Annotated in this window: 18 protein-coding genes; 14 read left to right on the top strand and 4 right to left on the bottom strand. The window is 66.6% G+C overall.

Translation table 11 applies throughout. From position 1 onward, the window contains the following. Positions 1–13: 13 nt before the first annotated feature. The 4 genes from AAFF27_12200 to AAFF27_12185 all read right to left on the bottom strand — a co-directional run bounded on the left by AAFF27_12200 (position 14) and on the right by AAFF27_12185 (position 4651). Positions 14–697, bottom strand: a complete 684-nt coding sequence (locus AAFF27_12200; GenBank protein ID XAH25900.1) for a DUF4276 family protein — start codon at positions 695–697, stop codon at positions 14–16. Beyond that, entirely contained in the window at positions 694–1791 is a 1098-nt protein-coding gene (locus AAFF27_12195; GenBank protein XAH25899.1) for an AAA family ATPase, read from the bottom strand. Before AAFF27_12195 ends, AAFF27_12200 begins: the two co-directional genes overlap by 4 nt. Before the next feature lie 8 nt (positions 1792–1799). Beyond that, positions 1800–4442, bottom strand: coding sequence for an alanine--tRNA ligase (gene alaS, locus AAFF27_12190; GenBank protein ID XAH25898.1), 2643 nt, complete (start codon positions 4440–4442; stop codon positions 1800–1802). 77 nt (positions 4443–4519) lie between these two features. Then, positions 4520–4651 (bottom strand): hypothetical protein, encoded by a 132-nt coding sequence (locus AAFF27_12185; GenBank protein ID XAH25897.1) that lies wholly within the window; start codon positions 4649–4651, stop codon positions 4520–4522. 474 nt (positions 4652–5125) lie between these two features. On the opposite strand from AAFF27_12185, the gene AAFF27_12180 reads away from it, so the two are divergent. The 14 genes from AAFF27_12180 to AAFF27_12115 all read left to right on the top strand — a co-directional run bounded on the left by AAFF27_12180 (position 5126) and on the right by AAFF27_12115 (position 20225). Further along, the gene (locus AAFF27_12180; protein ID XAH25896.1) at positions 5126–6361 is read left to right on the top strand and encodes an ABC transporter substrate-binding protein; all 1236 of its coding nucleotides are present in this window, start codon (positions 5126–5128) and stop codon (positions 6359–6361) included. Positions 6362–6373: 12 nt separating this feature from the next. Then, positions 6374–7243, top strand: coding sequence for a branched-chain amino acid ABC transporter permease (locus tag AAFF27_12175; protein XAH25895.1), 870 nt, complete (start codon positions 6374–6376; stop codon positions 7241–7243). Next, complete coding sequence (locus AAFF27_12170; protein XAH25894.1) at positions 7243–8241, top strand: branched-chain amino acid ABC transporter permease; 999 nt, start codon at positions 7243–7245, stop codon at positions 8239–8241. Before AAFF27_12175 ends, AAFF27_12170 begins: the two co-directional genes overlap by 1 nt. Then, positions 8238–9002, top strand: a complete 765-nt coding sequence (locus AAFF27_12165) for an ATP-binding cassette domain-containing protein (protein XAH25893.1) — start codon at positions 8238–8240, stop codon at positions 9000–9002. The genes AAFF27_12170 and AAFF27_12165 overlap by 4 nt, the downstream gene beginning before the upstream one ends. Continuing rightward, complete coding sequence (locus tag AAFF27_12160; GenBank protein XAH25892.1) at positions 8995–9699, top strand: ABC transporter ATP-binding protein; 705 nt, start codon at positions 8995–8997, stop codon at positions 9697–9699. The genes AAFF27_12165 and AAFF27_12160 overlap by 8 nt, the downstream gene beginning before the upstream one ends. Before the next feature lie 6 nt (positions 9700–9705). After that, complete coding sequence (locus AAFF27_12155) at positions 9706–11220, top strand: amidase (GenBank protein XAH25891.1); 1515 nt, start codon at positions 9706–9708, stop codon at positions 11218–11220. Further along, positions 11217–12383, top strand: a complete 1167-nt coding sequence (locus AAFF27_12150) for a transporter substrate-binding domain-containing protein (protein XAH25890.1) — start codon at positions 11217–11219, stop codon at positions 12381–12383. The genes AAFF27_12155 and AAFF27_12150 overlap by 4 nt, the downstream gene beginning before the upstream one ends. Next, positions 12364–12990: an ANTAR domain-containing protein gene (locus tag AAFF27_12145; GenBank protein XAH25889.1), complete on the top strand. Its 627-nt coding sequence runs from the start codon at positions 12364–12366 to the stop codon at positions 12988–12990. Before AAFF27_12150 ends, AAFF27_12145 begins: the two co-directional genes overlap by 20 nt. Before the next feature lie 40 nt (positions 12991–13030). Continuing rightward, on the top strand, positions 13031–14185 hold the full coding sequence (locus tag AAFF27_12140; protein ID XAH25888.1) for an iron-containing alcohol dehydrogenase: 1155 nt from the start codon (positions 13031–13033) through the stop codon (positions 14183–14185). Positions 14186–14294: 109 nt separating this feature from the next. Next, entirely contained in the window at positions 14295–15770 is a 1476-nt protein-coding gene (locus AAFF27_12135; GenBank protein ID XAH25887.1) for an NAD-dependent succinate-semialdehyde dehydrogenase, read from the top strand. A 19-nt stretch (positions 15771–15789) separates the two neighbouring features. Then, positions 15790–16485: a response regulator gene (locus AAFF27_12130; GenBank protein XAH25886.1), complete on the top strand. Its 696-nt coding sequence runs from the start codon at positions 15790–15792 to the stop codon at positions 16483–16485. Next, positions 16463–17986, top strand: coding sequence for a sensor histidine kinase (locus AAFF27_12125; protein XAH25885.1), 1524 nt, complete (start codon positions 16463–16465; stop codon positions 17984–17986). The genes AAFF27_12130 and AAFF27_12125 overlap by 23 nt, the downstream gene beginning before the upstream one ends. Positions 17987–18176: 190 nt before the next feature. Continuing rightward, positions 18177–18653: a tripartite tricarboxylate transporter TctB family protein gene (locus tag AAFF27_12120; protein XAH25884.1), complete on the top strand. Its 477-nt coding sequence runs from the start codon at positions 18177–18179 to the stop codon at positions 18651–18653. Positions 18654–18656: 3 nt separating this feature from the next. Continuing rightward, positions 18657–20225, top strand: a complete 1569-nt coding sequence (locus tag AAFF27_12115) for a tripartite tricarboxylate transporter permease (protein XAH25883.1) — start codon at positions 18657–18659, stop codon at positions 20223–20225. Positions 20226–20278 lie beyond the last annotated feature (53 nt).

Genomic DNA, 20278 nt, shown 5'->3' with positions numbered 1-20278 from the left:
ATCGCAGTGACGCCTACAGCGGTTCCAATTGCCTCAATCGATCGATCCAAGCAGCGAAATGCGCACACTCCTGCGAAATGGCAGTCAGCCCCACGCGCTGACCGATCACAGGCGCGTGTGTCGTCTTACGGTAAGCCGGCTTCAACAGCGAAGCCAATCTGGCAGATGGCTTGGTGGCAAAGCCATTATTGATATGTTCAGGCGACGGGAAAGCCCGTCGGACCTCCTGCAACGAGTTGGCCGACCTTGCCCAGCCCGGAACAGATTCACTCAGCGCATCCGGGTTTGAAAAAAACAATCCCTCGAGTTCGTACGGCTGGATGTGCAGAATCAACCGATCCGCTCGAACTCCCAGTTCGTGGACAAGAGCCTCATGCAAGGCCCTTTCGATATGGCGAACCTTCCCCCCTGGTTCCGCCAATGCAAGCGCGGCCGAATAGCCCGGCATCCCATTGTCCAGGCCGTAGAGATCGAAGAAGGTCGTGAGATAGCTCGTATCCGTCTGCCGAAGTGTGTTGCGGACATTTCGGCACAGGCGATCGAAATTGATGGCGCCGCCAGTGCTATCCCTCGACGTGTGCAGCGTCTGCGGCTTCAAGAATATATGTGCGTCGCGCAACGCGGGCGCCACCACTCGCTTCAGGAAAGCCTCATCGCTCTGGCCTTCTGCAAAAACGACCACCTCGATCGCTTTCAAGGCCTTCCGCCCAATATATTGCGCAGCCAGAGCTCCCCAAGCGGGGTGTAACTTTCCAGCCACCCCGCCAACTCGTCATTCGTCAGTCGCCGAAAGGTTGACTCCTCTTCCGTTCGATCAACAACCACAACATCCTCAGGCGCAAAGGCATTGAGCAGTTCAACAGATTGCGTCGAAACAATAAGTTGGCGGCTCTCGGCTACTTGCTTCAGCATGTCTGCCAAAACACCAATCGCGTATGGATGCAGCCCCAACTCGGGTTCATCTATCAGCACCGTATCAGGCAATAGAGACAAAGGCTGCAGGAGCAAGGTCGCCAAGCATATGAAACGCAGGGTTCCGTCAGACAAGGCATTCGCACCGTAGGGCGTATCCGGGTCTGAGCGCTGGGTCCACTCCAATTCGACCGTGTCGTCGGCGTCGTCACGCTGCACAAAATCCCCGAAGAACGGGGCCACCAACCGTACGGTCTCTACGATTTGATCGTAGTGCCGCGTATGTTTCTCACGCAGCTTTCCAAGATAGGCAGCAAGGTTGCCTGCATCAGTTTTCAAACGAAGCGTATCTCTGGCGCTATGCGGCTGCTTTACTGCGGCCAAATCGCCGGTATCGTGAAAATGGTACTGGCGCCAGCTACGCATCATTGAGCGCACATACTTTCCCACGCTATCGTCTGCCGTTCGAATCAATGCTTCTTCATGGTTACGGCCGAGCGAGTACTTGGTTCCGCTCGTCATGGACCCGGCAACCCAGGTCTGCTCCCTGGTAAAGACGAGCCGGTTGTCATTGGTCGCTTCAAGGCTTATGAGATAGCCGTTACGAAACTCTCCGGTGGGCTGACCATAGACCTCAAACTCCATGACCTGCGTGCGCTTTCTGCCGCCATGCAGCAAGGCCGCTGCTTTACCTTGCTTTTGAACGTAGCCTGGAAAATTCTCACCGGCAACCTCTGACAAAAAGCGAAGTGCCCCGATGAAGTTGCTTTTACCCGCGCCATTGGGGCCAATCAACACATTCAATGAGCGCAACTCAAATCCTTCAAGCGATCGAATCGACTTGAATCCTTTGATGGTGACAGTTTTGAGCTGCGCCATTGCTTTTCTCAGACCCGCTCGGCCACCCAGGCGCGAACCGACTGCAGCGCCGCCGGCAGTGCTGCCGCATCGGTGCCGCCGGCCATGGCCATGTCGGCCTTGCCGCCGCCCTTGCCGCCGACCTGCTGCGCGACGAAGTTCACCAGTTCGCCCGCCTTGACCTTGCCAATGCTGTCGGCCGTGACGCCGGCCGCCAGTTGCACCTTGCCGCCTTCGGTCGAGGCCAGCACGATGGCGGCGGTCTTGAGCTTGTCCTTGAGCTTGTCGAGCGTGTCGCGCAAGGTCTTGGCGTCGGCGCCGGGCAGTTGCGCGGCCAGTACCTTCAGGCCGCCCACGTCCACCGCCTGGGACAGCAGATCGTCGCCTTGCGACGAGGCCAGCTTGCCCTTGAGCGCGGCGACTTCCTTCTCCAGCGCACGGACCTGTTCCAGCACCTGGCCCAGGCGGCCTTGCAGCTCATGCGTGGGCGCCTTGAGCGTGGCGGCCACGGTGTGCACGGTGGATTCGAGTTCCTGCAGATAGGCCAGCGCATTGGCACCGGTCACTGCCTCGATGCGGCGCACGCCTGCGGCCACGCCGCTTTCGCCCACGACCTTGAACAGGCCGATGTCGCCGGTGCGCTGCACGTGCGTGCCGCCGCAGAGTTCACGGCTGCTGCCGATGTCGAGCACGCGCACGGTCTCGCCGTACTTCTCGCCAAACAGCATCATGGCGCCGGTTTTTTGCGCGGATTCGATGTCCATCACGCGCGCCTGGGTCGGCGCGTTGGCCAAAATCTCTTCGTTGACGCGGCGCTCGATCTCGACGATCTGCGCATCGGTCACCGGCGCGCCGTGGGCAAAGTCAAAGCGCGTGCGCTCGGCATTCACCAGCGAGCCCTTTTGCTGCACATGCGTGCCCAGCACCTCGCGCAAGGCCTTGTGCATCAGGTGGGTGACGCTGTGGTTGCGCTGGGTGGCAGCGCGCAGCGCGGTGTCAACGCGGGCCGCGACCGTATCGCCGACCTTGAGCGTGCCCTGGGTCTGCGTGCCGTGGTGGCCGAACACGTCGGCCTTGATCTTCAGCGTGTCTTCCACGCCAAATTGCACGCCCTCGGCCGCCAGCACGCCCTGGTCGCCGACCTGGCCGCCGCTCTCTGAATAGAAAGGCGTGCTGCCGAGCACGACCACGCCGCTCTGGCCTTCAGCCAGCTGCTGCACCGGCGTGCCCTCGTGGTACAGCGCCACGACTTGCGCGGACTCTTCGAGCTTGTCGTAGCCGGTGAAGGCGTTGCCGGCACCGCTGTAGTCCAGCGCGCGGTCCATCTTGAACTTGCCGGCGGCACGGGCCTGGGACTTCTGCTTTTCCATGGCGGCGTTGAAGCCGGCCTCATCCACCGCCACGTCACGCTCGCGGCACACGTCGGCCGACAGATCAAGCGGGAAGCCGTAGGTGTCGTGCAGCTTGAAGGCCACTTCGCCCGGCAGCGTCTTCACGCCGCCAGCCAGCGCGGCGTCGAGGATTTCCATGCCATTGGCCAGGGTCTCGAAGAAGCGTTCTTCCTCGGCCTTGAGCACGGCGGTGATGCGCTCGGCGTCGGCCACCAGCTTGGGATAGGCGTCGCCCATCTGCGCCACCAGGTCGGGCACCAGCTTGTGGAAGAAAGGCTTCTTCTGGCCCAGCTTGTAGCCGTGGCGGATGGCGCGGCGCACGATGCGGCGCTGCACGTAGCCGCGGCCTTCGTTGGACGGGATCACGCCATCAGCCACCAGGAAGGCGGTGGCGCGGATGTGGTCGGCGATCACGCGCAGGCTCTTGTTGCCCAGGTCCTTCTCGCCGGTTTCGCGGGATGCCGCCTTGATCAGCGCATCGAACAGGTCGATCTCGTAGTTGCTGTGCACGTGCTGCAGGATGGCGGCCAGGCGCTCCAGGCCCATGCCGGTGTCCACGCAGGGCGCGGGCAGTTGCGTGACGCTGCCGTCCGCGGCCATGTCGAACTGCATGAACACGTTGTTCCAGATCTCGATGAAGCGGTCGCCGTCTTCCTCCGGGCTGCCCGGAGGGCCGCCGGCAATGTGCGGGCCGTGGTCATAGAAGATTTCGCTGCAGGGGCCACAGGGGCCGGTGTCGGCCATCATCCAGAAGTTGTCGGACTTGTAGCGGCCGCCCTTGTTGTCGCCGATGCGGATCACGCGCTCGGGCGGCAGGCCGATCTCTTTCGTCCAGATGTCGTAGGCCTCCTGGTCTTCGATGTAGACCGTGGCCAGCAGCTTTTCGGCCGGCAGGCCGTAGACCTTGGTCAGCAGCTCCCAGGACCATTTCAGTGCGTCGCGCTTGAAGTAGTCGCCAAAGCTCCAGTTGCCCAGCATCTCGAAGAAAGTGTGGTGGCGCGCGGTGTAGCCCACGTTCTCCAGGTCGTTGTGCTTGCCACCGGCACGCAGGCAGGTCTGCACCGAGGCCGCCCGCACATAGGGGCGCTTGTCGGTGCCCAGGAACACGTCCTTGAACTGCACCATGCCGGAGTTGGTGAACATCAGCGTCGGGTCATTGCCCGGCACCAGCGAGCTCGACGGCACCACCGTGTGGCCCTTGGAGGCGAAGAAGTCGAGGAAGGTCTTGCGGATGTCCGCGACGGTCATGGAAGAGCGGGTCGTCGTCGTGTTTGCGGTCATGGGGCTTCAGGGGAAAGTGGCTGCCGGTACAACCCTGCATTATCAGGGGCAGCGGCAAGGGCTTCACTAGTGTCGCGTCAAGCATGATCTGCCGGTGTGCGCTTGCCCTCGCCGCGCATCGCTGCGTTGCAGCCCTTGCCCAGGCGTAAAGCCTGGGCTGCGGCCTGCGCCTTGCGCTGCACGCCGATGCCTTCGCACCCATCCTTCACCTCACGCTTGACGCGACACCAGGGCTGCGGCAAACCCGGATCGCGTCACCCGCACACCATCGGTGCAAAGTGCGCCAGGATGGTGCGACCATGGCCTCCAGACGACACCCATCGCAGGCATGGCGCTTGCATGCATTCTCCGCAGCGAATCGGACACGGCGCGCGCCCCTCTCGGAAACCCTGATGGTTCCCGGCCGGGTTTTGTGTAGAGTCCCGACTCGCGCCGGATAGCCACTATCCGGCTGCAAGCCGAAACCCCAAGGATGCGGTTTCAGCCCAGAGCGAAAGCCTCCGTCGCCCCCTGACCGCCAACGTCGTCGGTCCTTGTCTGCCGGCATCTCGCCCGGCACATCCCCCCTCCTCCCTCCAGCGAACCGCCTTTGGCGCGGCCGGCTGCGCGTCGTCCTGCGTCGCCGCAGGCGCGGCGGCCCGGCACGTTCGCCGGCGGGATGGGGACCTCATCAAGGAAAAACCATGACCTCTTCCCGTCGCCAGTTCCTCGGTACCGCCGCCTCCACCGCCTTTGCCTCCGCGCTCTCCCTGCGCGGGCTTGATGCCTTCGCCGCGGAGGACAAGATCAAGGTGGTCGGCATCTACGACCTCTCCGGTGGTCTCGACATCTACGGCAAGCCCGTGGTGGATGCACTGCGCTTTGCCGCCGAGGAGGTGAACCAGAAGGGCGGCCTGCTGGGCCGGCAAATCGACTTCGTGAACTACGACGCGCAGTCCAACATGCAGCTCTACGCGCAGTTCGCGCAACAGGCCGCGCTGAAGGACAAGGCCACCGTGGTGATGGCGGGCATCACATCCGCTTCGCGCGAGGTGGTGCGGCCGGTGCTGGACCGTTTCAAGACGCTGTACTTCTACAACAACCAGTACGAGGGCGGCGTCTGCGACCGCAACTACTTTGCCGCTGGCGTGACGCCCGCACAGACCGTGCAAAAGCTGGTGCCGCACGCGGTGAAGAAGTGGGGCAAGAAGGTCTACATCGTCGCGGCCGACTACAACTACGGCCAGATCGTCTCGGCCTGGGTGAAGAAGTACGCGGCCGAGTCCGGCGGCGAGACCGTGGCGGTGGAATTCTTCCCGTTGGACGTGACCAACTTCGGCGCCACCATCTCCAAGATCCAGGCGGCCAAGCCGGACTTCGTCTGGTCGGCCTTGGTGGGCGGCGCCCACATGTCCTTCTACCGCCAGTGGAAGGCGGCCAACATGGCCGGCAAGATCCCGATCGCCTCGACCACTTTTGCCGGTGGCAACGAGCACATCGTGCTGTCGCCCGAAGAGTGCAACGGCATCCTGATCTGCCAGAACTACCTGCAGGAGCTGCCGGGCGCGGCCAACCAGGACTTCGTGGCGCGCTTCCACAAGCGCTACGGCGCCGACTACCCCTACATCACAGAACTGGCCATGGGCGCCTACCAGGGCTTCATGCTCTGGGCCGAGGGTGTCCGGCGCGCCCAGAGCATCGACCGCCTGAAGGTGATCGCGGCGCTCGAAAGCGGCATTGCCATCGACGCACCCAGCGGCAAGGTCAGCGTGGACCCGGTCACGCACCACTGCACGCTGGACGTGCATATCGCCGAGGTGCGCGACCGCAAGCTGAACCTGGTCGAGAGCTTTGCCCAGCAGGCGCCCAGCGACACGGCTGCGGTCTGCGACCTGCGCAAGAACCCGAACGACGCCAAGCAGTACACGATCAAGATCTGAAGCAGGCGCCCCATGGACCTCGCAGCCATCTTTTCCCTTGAGGTCGTGGGCGCCATCGCCACGCTGGTGCTCATGAGCATCGGCCTGGCGGTGGTGTTCGGGATGATGAAGATCATCAACCTGGCCCACGGCGAATTCATGATGCTGGGCGGCTACGTCGCGATCCTCGCGACCAACCGCCTTGGCATTTCCATCTGGATCTCCATGCTGGTGCTGGCACCGCTGGTGGTCGGCCTGTTCGGCGTGCTGGTGGAGCGCCTGCTGGTGCGCCACCTGTACGGCCGCATGATCGACACCATGCTGGCCACCTGGGGCCTGAGCCTGGCGCTGGTCGGGCTGGCAACCATGGTGTTCGGCAACACCACGGTCGGCATCTCCTCGCCCCTGGCCGGCTTTGCCGTCGGCAGCTACCAGACCAGCGGCTACACGCTGTTCGTGATCGCGGTGGCTGTGGCGGTGCTGGCCGGCCTGTGGCTGCTGTTTCGCTTCACCGACCTGGGCCTGTGCGCGCGGGCCTCGATGCAGAACGCCGCCATGGCCGCCGCGCTGGGCGCCAACCCTGGGCGCATCTACACCCTGACCTTCGGGCTGGGCGCGGCGCTGTCGGGCCTGGGCGGCGCGGTGCTGGCGCCGGTCACCGGCATCATTCCCACCATCGGGGCCAGCTACATCGCCAAGGCCTTCATCACCGTGATTGGCGGCGGCAGCTCGGTCATCACCGGCAGCCTGGCGGCCTCCAGCCTGTTCGGCACGGTAAGCCAGGCCGTGACCTTTGCCGCCACCCCGGTGCTTGGCGAGGTCGCACTGCTGGCCGCCGCCATCGTCCTGATACGCCTGCTGCCGCAGGGCATCACCGGCCGCTTCTTCAAGAGATCCATCTGATGCAAACCCCTCTTCTTCCACGCTGGGGCCTGGCGGCCGCTGGCGTGCTGGCGGTGGCCGGCGTGGTGCTGGCGCCGCTGGTCACCGACACCTTCGCCCTGCTTGCCTTCACCGTCTATCTGGTGATGGCCATGCTGGCCCTGAGCCTGGCCTTCATCTGGGGCTTTGGCGGCATCCTGTGCTTTGGCCAGGCGGCCTTCTTTGGCCTGGGCGCCTATGCCTATGCCATTGGCGCGATCAACTTCGGGCCGGGCGCGGGCGCCCTACTGCTGGCGATCGCGGTGCCGGCGGCCTTTGCCGCGCTGCTGGGCTATTTCATGTTCTACGGGCGCATCAGTGACGTCTACCTGGGCGTGATCACGCTGGCGGTCACGCTGATCCTGTTCAACCTGGCCAATTCAACCTCCGGGCCGCAGTACCACATTGGCCAGGCGCTGCTGGGCGGCTTCAACGGCATTCCGTCGATACCCACGCTCACCCTGCCGGGCCAGGATGCGCCGCTGGAGCCCGAGGGCCTGTTCCGACTGGTCGGCCTGCTGCTCATCGTGGCCTACGTCGGCCTGCGCTGGCTGCTGCGCACACGCTTCGGCCAGGTAGTGGTGGCCGTGCGCGAGAACGAGCGCCGCGCCGAGCTGCTCGGCTACGACGCCCGGCTGCACAAGCTGGCAGTGTTCGCCATCGGCGGTGCCATCGCCGGCCTGGCCGGCTGCCTGTACGCCAACTGGGGCGCCTTCGTGAACCCCGGCGTGTTCGGCCTGGCGCAGTCGGCGCAGATCATCATCTGGGTGATCGTGGGCGGCCGCGGCACCCTGATCGGCCCGATGATCGGCTGCGTCGCCATCCAGTGGATGGTGACGGCGCTGGGCGGGCAAGAGACGGTGGATACCGGACTGGTGCTGGGCGTGGTGCTGGCGCTGTTCGTGATGCTGATCCCGCGTGGCATCGCGCCCACCGTGGCTGGCTGGTTCAGCCGCACGCAGAAAGCGGGGCAGCCATGACGCCACAAGCTTCCTTGATGCTGCAGACCCGTGGCCTGGGCGTGAGCTTTGGCGGCGTGCACGCGGTGCAAAGCGTGGACTTCGACCTGGCCGAAGGCGAACTGCGCTGCCTGATCGGCCCCAACGGCGCCGGCAAGAGCACCTTCTTCAAGATGCTGAGCGGCCAGCAATTGCCCAGCCGCGGCGAGGTGTTCTTCCGTGGCACCCGCATCTCGGGCCTGCCGGCCCACCGCATCGCGCGCCTGGGCCTTGGCATCAAGACCCAGGTGCCCAGCGTGTTCGACGGCCTGGACGTGCTGCAGAACCTGCACCTGGCCGCCCTGCGCGCCGAGCCCTCGGAGGCCGCCGCGCGGCGCGCTGCCGCAGCGGTGCTGGAGCGCATCGGCCTGGGCGCGCGGCGCCACGCCCTGGTGGGTGAACTGGCGCACGGCCAGCGGCAGTGGGTGGAGCTGGGAATGATCCTGGCCTCGCGCCCGGCGCTGGTGCTGCTGGACGAGCCCGCTGCCGGCATGACGCACCAGGAGGTGCGCACCACCGCAGAGCTGATCCGCGAGATCAACCGCCACAGCACCGTGGTGGTGGTGGAGCACGACATGGCCTTCATCCGCATGATCGCCGGCCGCGTGACCGTGTTCAACCGCGGCGAGGTGCTGGCCGAAGGCAGCTTCGACGAGGTTGTGTCCGACGCGCGCGTGCGCGAAGCCTATCTCGGCAAGAAAGACGTGCATGTCACGCAGGCCCAGGAGACCGCCCATGCTTGAAACCAAAGACCTGCGCGCCGGCTACGGCCGCGTGCCCATCCTGCACGGCATCACCTTGAAGACCGGTGCGCGCGAGATCACCGGCATCCTGGGCCGCAACGGCATGGGCAAGACCACGCTGCTGAAGGCCCTGATGGGCGAGCTGCTGGCCACCGGCGGCACGCTGTCCTTCGGCGGCCAGGACCTGACCCGGGCACGCCCGCACGAACGCGCACGTGCCGGCATCGGCTATGTGCCGCAAGGCAGGCAGATCTTCCCCTTCCTGACCGTGGCAGAGAACCTGCGCATGGGCTGCGCCAAGCACTTCGCATCGGCCGACACCACCATTGCCCGCGTGCTGCAGAACTTCCCGCGCCTGCAGCGGCTGCTGGAGCAACCCGGCGGCAGCCTGTCGGGCGGCGAGCAGCAACTGCTGGCGCTGGCGCGCTGCCTGTGCGGCGACCCTGCACTGATCCTGCTGGACGAACCGACCGAAGGCATACAGCCCTCGATCTGCGACGAAATCGTCGAAACGCTGCTGCAACTGCGCGAGCGCGATGGCCTGTCGGTGGTGCTGGTGGAGCAGGACATCGAGTTCCTCTGTGCCCTGTCCGACCGCATCCTGATCATCGACAAAGGCCTGCTCACCAGCAGCCTCGACCCGCGCCAGACCTCCAGCGACGAGATCGCCCGGCAATTCACCGACTTCCATGCCTGAGACCCCATGCCCGTAAACCGCCCGACCCTCACCCAACTCGACGAGACGGCCCGCGCGCTGGGCCTTGCGCTCGACCCGGCCACGCTGGCCGAGTACGACGCCATCCTGCAGGCCACCTTCGACGACTACGACAGCGTCGACGCCATGGCGCCCGAGCAACCCACCGTGGCCTATCCGCGCACCCCCGGCCGCTTCCCGGCCGGCGCGGACAACCCGTTGGGCGCCTGGTATGTGCAGACCACCATCCGGGGCCAAGCCACCGGCCCGCTGAGCGGCAAGACCGTGGTGCTCAAGGACAACATCTGCCTGGCCGGCGTGCCGATGATGAATGGCTCGTCCACCCTGCAGGGCTACGTGCCCGACATCGACGCCACCATCGCCACCCGGGTGCTGGATGCCGGCGGCACCATCGTCGGCAAGGCCCACTGCGAGTACTTCTGCGTGTCGGGCAGCAGCCATACCAATGCGCTTGGCCCGGTGCAGAACCCGCGCAAGCCCGGCCATTCGGCCGGCGGCTCGTCTTCTGGCTGCGGCGCGCTGGTGGGCGCCGGCGTGGTCGACATGGGCATAGGCACGGACCAGGGCGGTTCGGTGCGCATCCCGGCGGCCTACTCCGGCATCGTCGGCATGAAGCCGACCTGGGGCCTGGTGCCCTACACCGGCATCATGCCGATCGAGATGACGCTGGACCACGCCGGCCCCATGACCGCCACCGTGGCCGACAACGCCTTGCTGCTGGAGGTGCTGGCCGGCCCCGACGGCCTGGACCCGCGCCAGGGCCCGCTACCGGTGGACACCCACTACAGCGCGCAGTTGGATACGGGCTGCGCCGGCCTGCGTATTGGCGTGGTGCGCGAAGGATTTGGCTGGGCCAACTCCGAGGCCGATGTGGACGACTCGGTGCGGGCCGCGGCAGACCACTTCCGCAGCCTGGGCGCCAGCGTGGACGAACTGTCCATCCCGCTGCACCGCCAGGGCCACGCGATCTGGACGCCGATCGCGGTAGAAGGCACGACGCAACTGCTCAAGGGCTTCAACTACGGTTCCAACTGGAAGGGCCTGTATGTCACCAGCCTGATGAAGGCGCAGCAGGACTGGCAGGCCCATGCGGCTGACTTCCCGCACGACCTCAAAACCTGCCTGCTGGCGGGAGAGTATTTGTCCCGGCGCTACGGCGGGCGCTACTACGCCCGGGCCCAGAACCTGGCGCGGCGGCTGCGGGCGGCCTACGATGCGGCTTTTGCGCACTACGATCTGCTGCTGATGCCCACCGTCCCGCTCAAGGCGCCCGCGCTGCCGGCCCGCGACGCGTCGGCCAGCATCTTCGTCACCCGCGCACTGGAGATGAACGCCAACACCGCACCCTTCGACGTCACCGGCCACCCTGCACTGTCGCTGCCCTGCGGCCAGTCGCAGGGCCTGCCGGTCGGCATGATGCTGGTGGGCGCCTTCCACGCAGAGGCCACCATCTACCGCGCCGCCCGGGCCTTCGAGCAGTCGGGCTTTGGGGCCTTGTCATGACGGCGCCGGGCAACCCCGGGCGCGACGGCTGGCGCGTCGGCCTGCTGTTCTCCAGCAGCAGCCTGACCGCAGCCGTCGAGGCCACGCAGGAAAACGCCACGCGCCTGGCCATCGCCGAGGTCAATGCCGCCGGCGGCATTGCCGGCCTGCCCCTGGTGCCCGTGGCGGTGGATGCCGGCGCGACGCCCGAGAGCTACCGCGAAGCGGCCGTGCGCCTGTGCGACACCGAGCGGGTGCCGGTGATCTTCGGCACCCACATGTCCAGCACCCGCAAGGCGGTGCTGCCGGTGGTGGAGAGCCGGCGCGTGCTGCTGTTCTATCCCACGCTGTACGAGGGCTTCGAGTATTCGCCCTACTGCGTCTACACCGGCGCCGCGCCCAACCAGAACTCGGTGCCGCTGGCGCGCCACGTGCTCAAGCACCATGGCGCCCGGGTGCTGTTTGTGGGCGGGCACTACGTGTACCCGTATGAGTCCAACCGCATCATGCGCGAGCTGTTCGAAGAGGCCGGCGGCACGGTGCTGGACGAAATCTACCTGCCGCTGCAAAGCTCGCATGAGGACTTCATGGCAGTGATGGAGCGCGTGCGCACGCTGGCGCCGGACGCCATCTACTCCACCGTGGTTGGCAGCGACACGGTGCGCTTCTACGAGGCCTACCAGGCAGCCGGCTTCGACCCCGCGCGCATGCCCATCGTGAGCCTGGCCACCAATGAGGCCGACGCCGCCGCCATGCGCCCGGGCGCGGCCGAGGGCCACATCACCGCCGCACCCTGGTTTGCCACCCTGAACACGCCGGCCAGCCGGCGCTTCGTGCAGAGCTTTCGCGAACGCTTCGGGCCCGACGCCCCGATCACCGCCGGCGCCGAGGCCGCCTACTTCCAGGTGCACCTGTTTGCCGAGGCTGCGCGCCGCGCCGGCAGCCTGCAGGCCACGCCGCTGCTGGCGGCACTGGCGGGCCAGTCCTTCGACGCGCCGCAGGGGCGCGTCACGGTTGATGCCGACACCCACCACACCTGGCTGTGGCCGCGCATCGCGCGCATTGCCGCCAACGGCTGCTTCGAGGTCATCGCCGATGCCGCCGCTGCCGTGCGCCCCAGCCCCTACATGATCGGCCACACCCTGCACTCCGCGGAGCTGCCCCATGTCGGCGAAGGTGCCTGAAGCCCGCCCGGGCCCCGCACTGCCGGCCGTGGGGCCGCTGCTGCACGAGCTCAATGGGCTGCGGGTGGCGGTGCTGCACCCGCTTGACGCCGAAGGCCGGGTGCTGATATCGCACCTGCAGCGCATTGGCAGCGTGGTGACCCAGCACTGGCCGCCACCGGCCGTGCTCGACGCCGAGTTCGACGTGGTGATCCTGGCGATCGAGCTGGACCAGCGCCAGCGCATGGCCGAGCTGGTCGCCTCGCGCAACGAGCTGAGTCCGCCGCTGATCGGCATCGTCGGCTACGAGAACCCGTCCATGCTGCAACTGGTGCTGGAGAGCGGCGCGGTATCGGTCATCGAGCGCCCGCTCAAGCCCTTTGGCCTGCTGACCCAGTTGCTGATGGCGCGCACCCTGTGGCGCCAGCGCGCCGCCGCCCTGGCCCAGATCCGCAAGCTTGAAGGGCGCTTTGCCACCGTCTCCAAGGTGACCATGGCCAAGACCCTGATGATCGCCCGCGAAGGCCTGACCGAGCGCGAGGCGCACCGCAAGATCCAGCGCCTGGCCATGGCCGGGCGCACCACGGTCGAAGAGATCGCCGAGTCGGTCATTGCCACGTACCCTTGAGCCATCCGCTAGAACATATTCAAAGACAAGAGAGACCTCCATGCTGCCTTTTTCCTTCCAGACCGTGCCCCAGATCGTCATGCAGAGCGGCGTCGCCGCGCGCCTGGGCGAGCTGCTGGCACAGCGCTACCCAAGCAGGCGCGCCTGCGTCATTACCGATGCCTTCCTGCACAAGAGCGGCCTGCTCGCGCCGGCCCTGGCCAGCCTGCGCGCCAGCGGCTGGCAGGTGCAGGTGGTGGACGACGTGCAGGCCGACCCACCCGACCACGTGGTGGAGGCAGTCACCGCCCGCGCCCGCGACTTCGGCACGCAGGTGGTGGTGGGCCTGGGCGGTGGCTCGTCCATGGATGTGGCCAAGCTGGTCGCCGTGCTGCTGGCCGGCCACCAGCCGCTGGCGCAGATGTACGGCATCGACAAGGTACAGGGCGAGCGGCTGCCGCTGGTGCAGGTGCCAACTACGGCCGGCACCGGCTCGGAGGTCACGCCCATCGCCATCGTCACCACCGGCGCCACCACCAAGAGCGGCATCGTGGCGCGGCAGCTGTATGCCGACATGGCCATCCTGGACGCCACGCTGACCACCGGCCTGCCGCCGGCCATCACCGCAGCCACGGGCATTGACGCCATGGTGCACGCCATCGAGGCCTTCACCAGCAAGCGCCTGAAGAACCCGCTGTCGGACCACCTGGCGCTGCTGGCGCTGCGGCTGCTGTCGCAGAACCTGGTCAAGGCCTGCGAGGATGGCCAGGACCTGGCCGCGCGCGAGGCCATGTTGCTGGGCGCCATGCTGGCCGGCCAGGCCTTTGCCAACGCGCCTGTGGCGGCCGTGCACGCGCTGGCCTATCCGCTGGGCGGGCGCTTCCATCTGCCACATGGCCTGAGCAATGCCCTGGTGCTGCCGCATGTGCTGCGCTTCAACGCCGACGCGGCGGCCGATCACTACGCCGCGCTGGGCGAGGTGCTGGTGCCCGGTCTGCAGGGCAGCAAGGCCGAAAAAACCGCCGCCTTCATCGCCCAGGTCGAAGCCCTCGCCGCCGCCACGCGGCTGCCCATGCGCCTGCGCGACCACGGCGTGGGCGAAGGCGACCTCGCCATGCTGGCCACCGACGCCATGCAGCAAACCCGGCTGCTGGTCAACAACCCGCGCGAAGTGGCCGAGGCGGATGCGCTGGCCATCTACCAGCGCGCTTTCTGACGACATCCACCGACCGCACCAGTTTTTGGTGCGTCCTAAAATCCTTGTTTTTCGGCCCCCGCACGCCGCGCCGGGCCCTTTTCCACGCCTTTACGGTAGAGAGACGCCCATGGACATGAAAACCTCCCCCCTCGCGCAGCTCAACGACCCGAGCCTGCTGAAGACCGATGCCCTGGTCGATGGCCAGTGGGTGGCTGGAACGGCCCGCTTCGACGTGAATGACCCGGCCACGGGCCTGAAGCTTGCCGACGTCGCCAACCTGGGCGCGGCCGATGCCGAACGCGCCATTGCCGCAGCCAACAAGGCCTGGCCCGCCTGGCGTGCCAAGACCGGCAAGCAGCGCCACGCCATCCTGCTCAAGTGGTTCAACCTGCTGATGGAGAACCAGGAAGACCTTGGCCGCATCATGACCGCCGAGCAAGGCAAGCCCTTTGCCGAAGCCAAGGGCGAAGTCAGCTACGCCGCCAGCTTTGTCGAATGGTTTGCCGAAGAAGCCAAGCGCATCAATGGCGAGACCCTGCCCCAGTTCGACCCCACGCGGCGCCTGCTGGTGCTCAAGCAGCCGATTGGCGTCTGCGCCGCCATCACGCCCTGGAACTTCCCCCTGGCCATGATCACGCGCAAGGTGGCCCCGGCCCTGGCCGCAGGCTGCCCGGTGGTCATCAAGCCGGCCGAACTCACGCCGCTCACCGCCCTGGCCGCGGCCGAGCTGGCCATCCGCGCCGGCATCCCGGCCGGCGTGCTCAACCTGCTCACGGCCGACAGCGCCAACAGCATTGCCATCGGCAAGGTGCTGTGCGCCAGCGACGTGGTGCGCCACATCAGCTTCACCGGCTCCACCGAAGTCGGCCGCATCCTGATGGCGCAGAGCGCGCCTACGGTCAAAAAGATGTCTCTGGAGCTGGGCGGCAACGCTCCCTTCATCGTCTTCGATGACGCCGACATCGACAGCGCGGTGGAAGGTGCCATCGCCAGCAAGTACCGTAACGCCGGCCAGACCTGCGTCTGCGCCAACCGCATCTATGTGCAAGACGGCGTGTACGACGCCTTCGTCGAGAAGTTCGCGGCCAAGGTCAAGGGCCTGAAGGTCGGCAACGGCTTCGATGCCGGCGTGGTGCAAGGTCCGCTGATCGAACCCGCTGCCGTGGAAAAGGTGCAGAAGCACCTCGAAGACGCCCTGGCCAAGGGCGGCAAGATCGTTGCCGGCGGCCAGAAGCTCGAAGGCCAATTCTTCCAGCCCACCGTCGTTGCCGGCGCCACGCCAGACATGCTGTGTGCGCGCGAGGAAACCTTTGGCCCCTTCGCCCCGGTGTTCCGCTTCAAGGAAGAACAGGAGGCCATAGACGCCGCCAACAACACCGAGTTTGGCCTGGCGAGCTACTTCTACAGCCGCGACGTCGGCCGCATCTTCCGCGTGGCCGAAGCGCTGGAATACGGCATGGTCGGCATCAATGCCGGCGTGATCGCCTCCGAGCACGTGCCCTTTGGCGGCGTCAAGCAGTCGGGCCTGGGCCGCGAGGGTTCGCACCACGGCATTGATGACTATGTAGAGATCAAGTACCTCTGCATGGGCGACATCCAGTAATAGCGCGCCTGGCGCCATCATGCGCATCCTGTTGGTAGAGGACGAGCACGACATGGCGTCGTGGCTGTCGCGCGCGCTCAAGCAGAGCGGCTTCGTCCCCGACCACGCCCCCGACGCGCGCACGGCCGAGGCCTTTCTGGCCAGCGGCACCGAGTACGACGCCGTGGTGCTGGACCTGGGCCTGCCCGACCGCCACGGGCTGACCGTGCTGTCGACCATGCGCGACGGCGGCGACCACACGCCGGTGCTGGTGCTGACCGCCCAGGGTGCCCTGCCCGACCGGGTGCGCGGCCTGAACCTGGGCGCCGACGACTTCCTGGCCAAGCCCTTTGCCATCGAAGAGCTAGAAGCCCGGCTGGCCGCCCTGGTGCGGCGCAGCCACGGCCGCCAGCACCCGCGGCTGCAATGCGCCTCGCTGGCCTATGACAGCGACAGCCGCGCCTTCACCCTGGCCGGCGTGCTGCTGCAGCTCACGCCGCGCGAACATGCAGCACTCACCGCGCTGCTGATGCGCGCCGGCACGCCGGTGGGCAAGTCGCAGCTCTACGGCAAGGTGTTCCCGCACGACAGCAACGCCGGGCCCGACGCCATCGAGCAGGTGCTGCATCGCCTGCGGCGCAAGCTGGCCGGCAGCGACGTGCACATCGTCACCGTGCGCGGCCTGGGCTACCTGCTGGAAGAAGGCGGCGTGCATGCCGACATCGCTGGCACCTGACCACGCCCCGCCAGCGCGGCGCCTGGGCATACGCACGCTGCTGCTGGCCTTGCTGCTGCCCGGGGTCACCGCCCTGCTGGCAATCGACAGCTGGAGCGACTACCGAGCCTTTTCCCGCACCATCGAAAACGCCTACGACCAGGCCCTGCTGGAGCCCTTGTCCGCGCTCGACGACAGCGTCAACCTAGACACGCAGGGCGAGGTCGACCTGACCGCGCCCTTCGCGGTAGAGGCCATGTTCGAGTCGGTGCAGGCGCGCCACAAGCACCTGCGCGTGGGACTTATGCCGCTCAGCCCGCCCGGCGCGCCGGAGCGCATCCTGATGGGCGTGTCCGATCTGCCGCCACCGCCGTCGGGCGCCGTTTTTTCGCCGCCGCCGGCCACCTTTGGCGGGCCGCTGGGCGGGCACATCCTGTTCTACGACGCCATCTACCGCGGCTACCCGCTGCGCGTGGCGGCGCTGCAGCGTGACATCGAGAACGCCGCAGGCCAGCGTTACCGGCTGCAGGTGCAGGCCGCTGAGAGCACTGGCCGGCGCATCGAGGCGCGGCAAGCCTGGCTACAGCGCGAGCTATGGCAAAACGCACGCATGCTGGGCGTGACCTTGCTGCTGGTATGGCTGGGGGTGACCTGGGCGCTGCGGCCCTTGCAACGCCTGCGCGCCTCGCTGCGCGAGCGTCCCGCGCACGAGCTGCAGCCGCTGGACGCCAGCGGCGTGCCGTCCGAGGTCGCGCCGCTGGTCGATGCCGTGAACCACCACATCGCCGACCACCGCGAGGTGCTGGCCGAACAGGCGCGCTTTTTGGCCGATGCATCACACCAGTTGCGCACGCCGCTGGCCATCATGCTGGCCCAGGCCGGCTACGCGCTGCGCGAGCAAGACCCGGCGCGCATGCGCGAAACCCTGCACGCCATCATTGCCCAGTTGGGCCGCAGCCGGCGCCTGTCGGACCAGTTGCTGGCCCTGGCGCATGCCAGCCGCGTGCAGGACGCCGCCGGGCCGCCGCCGCTGATAGATCTGAACACGGTCGCGCGCGAAGTGGTTCTGCAGTACCTGCCGCTGGCGCGCGAGAAGCAACTGGACCTGGGCTGGGTGGACGTGCGCGGTGAAGACGCGCCCGAGGGCGCCGACGCCCAGGCACTGGCCGCCCCGGTGCGGGCCCAGGCCGCCGAGCTGCACGAAGCCCTGGCCAACCTGCTGCACAACGCGATCCGCCATACGGCCGCGGGTGGCAGCGTCACCGTGGCGCTGCGCCTGACGGTAGATGCTGTCGTAGCCGATATCCGTGATACCGGCCCGGGCATTGCGCCCGAGCGGCGCGAGGCGGTGTTCGAGCGCTTTGGCCGCAGCACCGGCGGCGCTGGCCTGGGCCTGGCGATTGCGCGCGCCTATGCCAGGCGCAATGGTGGCGACATCGTGTTGGCCGAGGGCGATGCAAGCCCTGACGGCCACCATGGTTTGAGCGCCCAACTGCAGTTGCCGCACGCGGCCGGCGCATAAGCAATAACACGTATTTTGGGCCTCCGCAGGCCTGTCGGAAGCTGATTGGAAGCTTCGCTTCCTAGACTGCCTTTCACCGTTCCTGCCCGCCGTGCTTTGGTGGCCGCGGGTTTCCACGGAAGGAGAGACAGACCATGCAACACAGACACGCTGCCGGCACACACAGCCGGCCCATCGTCGGAGGCCCGCGATGAAATCCCCCTCCCACTTCAAGAAGGACTACTACGGCGGCGCCTTGATGGTGCTGGTCGGCCTGGGGGCGACCTACGCCAGCGTGCAGTACCGGCTCGGCACGCTGGCCCACATGGGCCCGGGCTTCTTCCCCTGCGCCATTGGCGTGCTGATGGTGGTGTGCGGGGTGCTGATCGCCGCCTCGGCCCGCTCGGACACGGCACCGGCCGCGCCGGCCGTGGGCCACGCGCACGGCATGCCCGACATGCGCGGCGCCATCTGCATCATCCTGGGCGTGCTCGCCTTCCTGCTGTTTGGCGAATACCTGGGCCTGCTGCCGGCAACCTTTGCCATCGTCTTCATCTCGGCGATGGGTGACCGCAGCAATAGCTGGCTGCAGGCGCTGCTGCTGTCGCTGGCCATGATGGCGGTTGCCACCATCGTGTTCTGGTGGGCGCTGCAACTGCAGCTGCCGCTGTTCAAGTGGGGGGCCTGAGCCATGATGCAATCACTGCAAGACCTTTGGTTCGGCTTTGGTGTCGCCTTCCAGGGCAGCAACCTGATGTGGTCCTTCTTTGGCGTGCTGGTGGGCAACCTGATCGGCGTGCTGCCGGGCATGGGCGCGCTGTCGGCCATCTCCATCCTGCTGCCGCTGACCTATGCCATGCACCCGGTGCCGGCCATTCTGATGCTCGCCGGCATCTTCTACGGCTCGCAGTACGGCGGCGCGATTGGCGCCATTCTGCTGAACCTGCCCTCGCACCCGCCGCACGCGGTGACCTGCCTGGACGGCTACCCCATGACCAAGGCCGGCAAGGGCGGCACGGCGCTGGGCATCACCATGATCTGCTCGTTCTTTGCGGCATCGGTGGGCATTCTGGTGATGGTGTTTGCCTCGCCGCTGCTGACCGAAATCGCCTTCAAGTTCGGCCCGACCGAGATCTTCTCGATCATGCTGCTGGGCCTGCTGGCGGGCTCGACCATGTCGCGCGGCTCGCCCTTGAAGGGCGTGGCCATGACGCTGTTTGGCCTGCTGTGCGGCATCGTCGGCACCGACGTCAACACCGGCAGCTTCCGCTTCTCGTTTGGCGTGCCTGAACTGAGCGACGGCCTGGAGCTGGTGGCGATCGCCATGGGCCTGTTCGGCGTGGCCGACTTCCTGCTCAACGTCAACCGCATGAAGGTGATCACCGCCAATACCTCGCTGCGCATCCGCGACATGCGGCCGAGCTGGGCCGAGATGAAGGAAGCCTTCTGGCCCATGGTGCGCGGCACCGGCGTGGGCACGCTGTTTGGCGCCATGCCGGGCACGGGCCCGACCATCACCACCTTCATTGCCTATGCGCTGGAACGCAAGATCTCCAAGACGCCAGAGAAGTTTGGCACCGGCATGATCGCTGGCGTGGCCGGCCCCGAGGCCTCGGCCCACTCCAAGACGCAGGTGGACTTCATCCCGACCATGAGCCTGGGTATCCCGGGTGATGCGGTGATGGCGCTGATCCTGGGTGCGCTGCTGATCCAGGGCATCCAGCCCGGCCCGCAACTGATCACCGAGCATCCGGACATCTTCTGGGGCCTGATTGCCAGCTTCTGGATTGGCAACGTGATCCTGATCGTGCTCAACGTGCCGATGATCGGCGTCTGGGTCAAGCTGCTGCAGGTGCCCTACCGCTACCTGTTCCCCTCGGCCATGTTCTTCATTGCGGTGGGCGTGTTCAGTACCCAGAACAACCTGTTCCAGATCTGGGAAGTGCTGGCCTTTGGGCTGATCGGTGCGCTGCTGATGGCGCTTGATTTCTCGGTGGCGCCGATCATGCTGGGCTTTGTGCTTGGGCCGATGGTGGAAGAGAACTTCCGCCGCGCCCTGCTGCTGTCGCGGGGCGACATGTCGATCTTCGTCACCCGGCCGATCAGCGGCACCTTCATCGCCTTCAGCGCGCTGCTGCTGGTGGGCGTGACCTGGTCGGCCTGGCGCGGCAAGAAGCGCGGCAAACCGCAGGAGTCAATCGCTGAAGAAGTGCTGGCATCGGCAAAGATACCGGCACAGCAGATCAGCCAGGCGGTCTGATCAGCCCCACACGGTGCAGGGCATAGCAGGGGGATTTCTATAATCCCCCGCAA

This window comes from Xylophilus sp. GW821-FHT01B05 (assembly GCA_038961845.1).
In the GTDB taxonomy this organism is placed as follows: domain Bacteria; phylum Pseudomonadota; class Gammaproteobacteria; order Burkholderiales; family Burkholderiaceae_C; genus Xylophilus.
This window is presented reverse-complemented; position numbering and strand designations above follow the sequence as displayed.

Bases quoted from the DNA above. Each gene is read 5' to 3' on its own strand.
- AAFF27_12140 (XAH25888.1), top strand. From the start codon at position 13,031: ATGCTGCCTTTTTCCTTCCAGACCGTGCCCCAGATCGTCATGCAGAGC.
- AAFF27_12170 (XAH25894.1), top strand. From the start codon at position 7,243: ATGCAAACCCCTCTTCTTCCACGCTGGGGCCTGGCGGCCGCTGGCGTG.
- AAFF27_12150 (XAH25890.1), top strand. From the start codon at position 11,217: ATGACGGCGCCGGGCAACCCCGGGCGCGACGGCTGGCGCGTCGGCCTG.
- AAFF27_12175 (XAH25895.1), top strand. From the start codon at position 6,374: ATGGACCTCGCAGCCATCTTTTCCCTTGAGGTCGTGGGCGCCATCGCC.
- AAFF27_12180 (XAH25896.1), top strand. From the start codon at position 5,126: ATGACCTCTTCCCGTCGCCAGTTCCTCGGTACCGCCGCCTCCACCGCC.
- AAFF27_12160 (XAH25892.1), top strand. From the start codon at position 8,995: ATGCTTGAAACCAAAGACCTGCGCGCCGGCTACGGCCGCGTGCCCATC.
- AAFF27_12165 (XAH25893.1), top strand. From the start codon at position 8,238: ATGACGCCACAAGCTTCCTTGATGCTGCAGACCCGTGGCCTGGGCGTG.
- AAFF27_12155 (XAH25891.1), top strand. From the start codon at position 9,706: ATGCCCGTAAACCGCCCGACCCTCACCCAACTCGACGAGACGGCCCGC.
- AAFF27_12115 (XAH25883.1), top strand. From the start codon at position 18,657: ATGATGCAATCACTGCAAGACCTTTGGTTCGGCTTTGGTGTCGCCTTC.
- AAFF27_12195 (XAH25899.1), bottom strand. From the start codon at position 1,791: ATGGCGCAGCTCAAAACTGTCACCATCAAAGGATTCAAGTCGATTCGA.
- AAFF27_12145 (XAH25889.1), top strand. From the start codon at position 12,364: ATGTCGGCGAAGGTGCCTGAAGCCCGCCCGGGCCCCGCACTGCCGGCC.
- AAFF27_12130 (XAH25886.1), top strand. From the start codon at position 15,790: ATGCGCATCCTGTTGGTAGAGGACGAGCACGACATGGCGTCGTGGCTG.
- AAFF27_12120 (XAH25884.1), top strand. From the start codon at position 18,177: ATGAAATCCCCCTCCCACTTCAAGAAGGACTACTACGGCGGCGCCTTG.
- alaS (XAH25898.1), bottom strand. From the start codon at position 4,442: ATGACCGCAAACACGACGACGACCCGCTCTTCCATGACCGTCGCGGAC.
- AAFF27_12135 (XAH25887.1), top strand. From the start codon at position 14,295: ATGGACATGAAAACCTCCCCCCTCGCGCAGCTCAACGACCCGAGCCTG.
- AAFF27_12125 (XAH25885.1), top strand. From the start codon at position 16,463: ATGCCGACATCGCTGGCACCTGACCACGCCCCGCCAGCGCGGCGCCTG.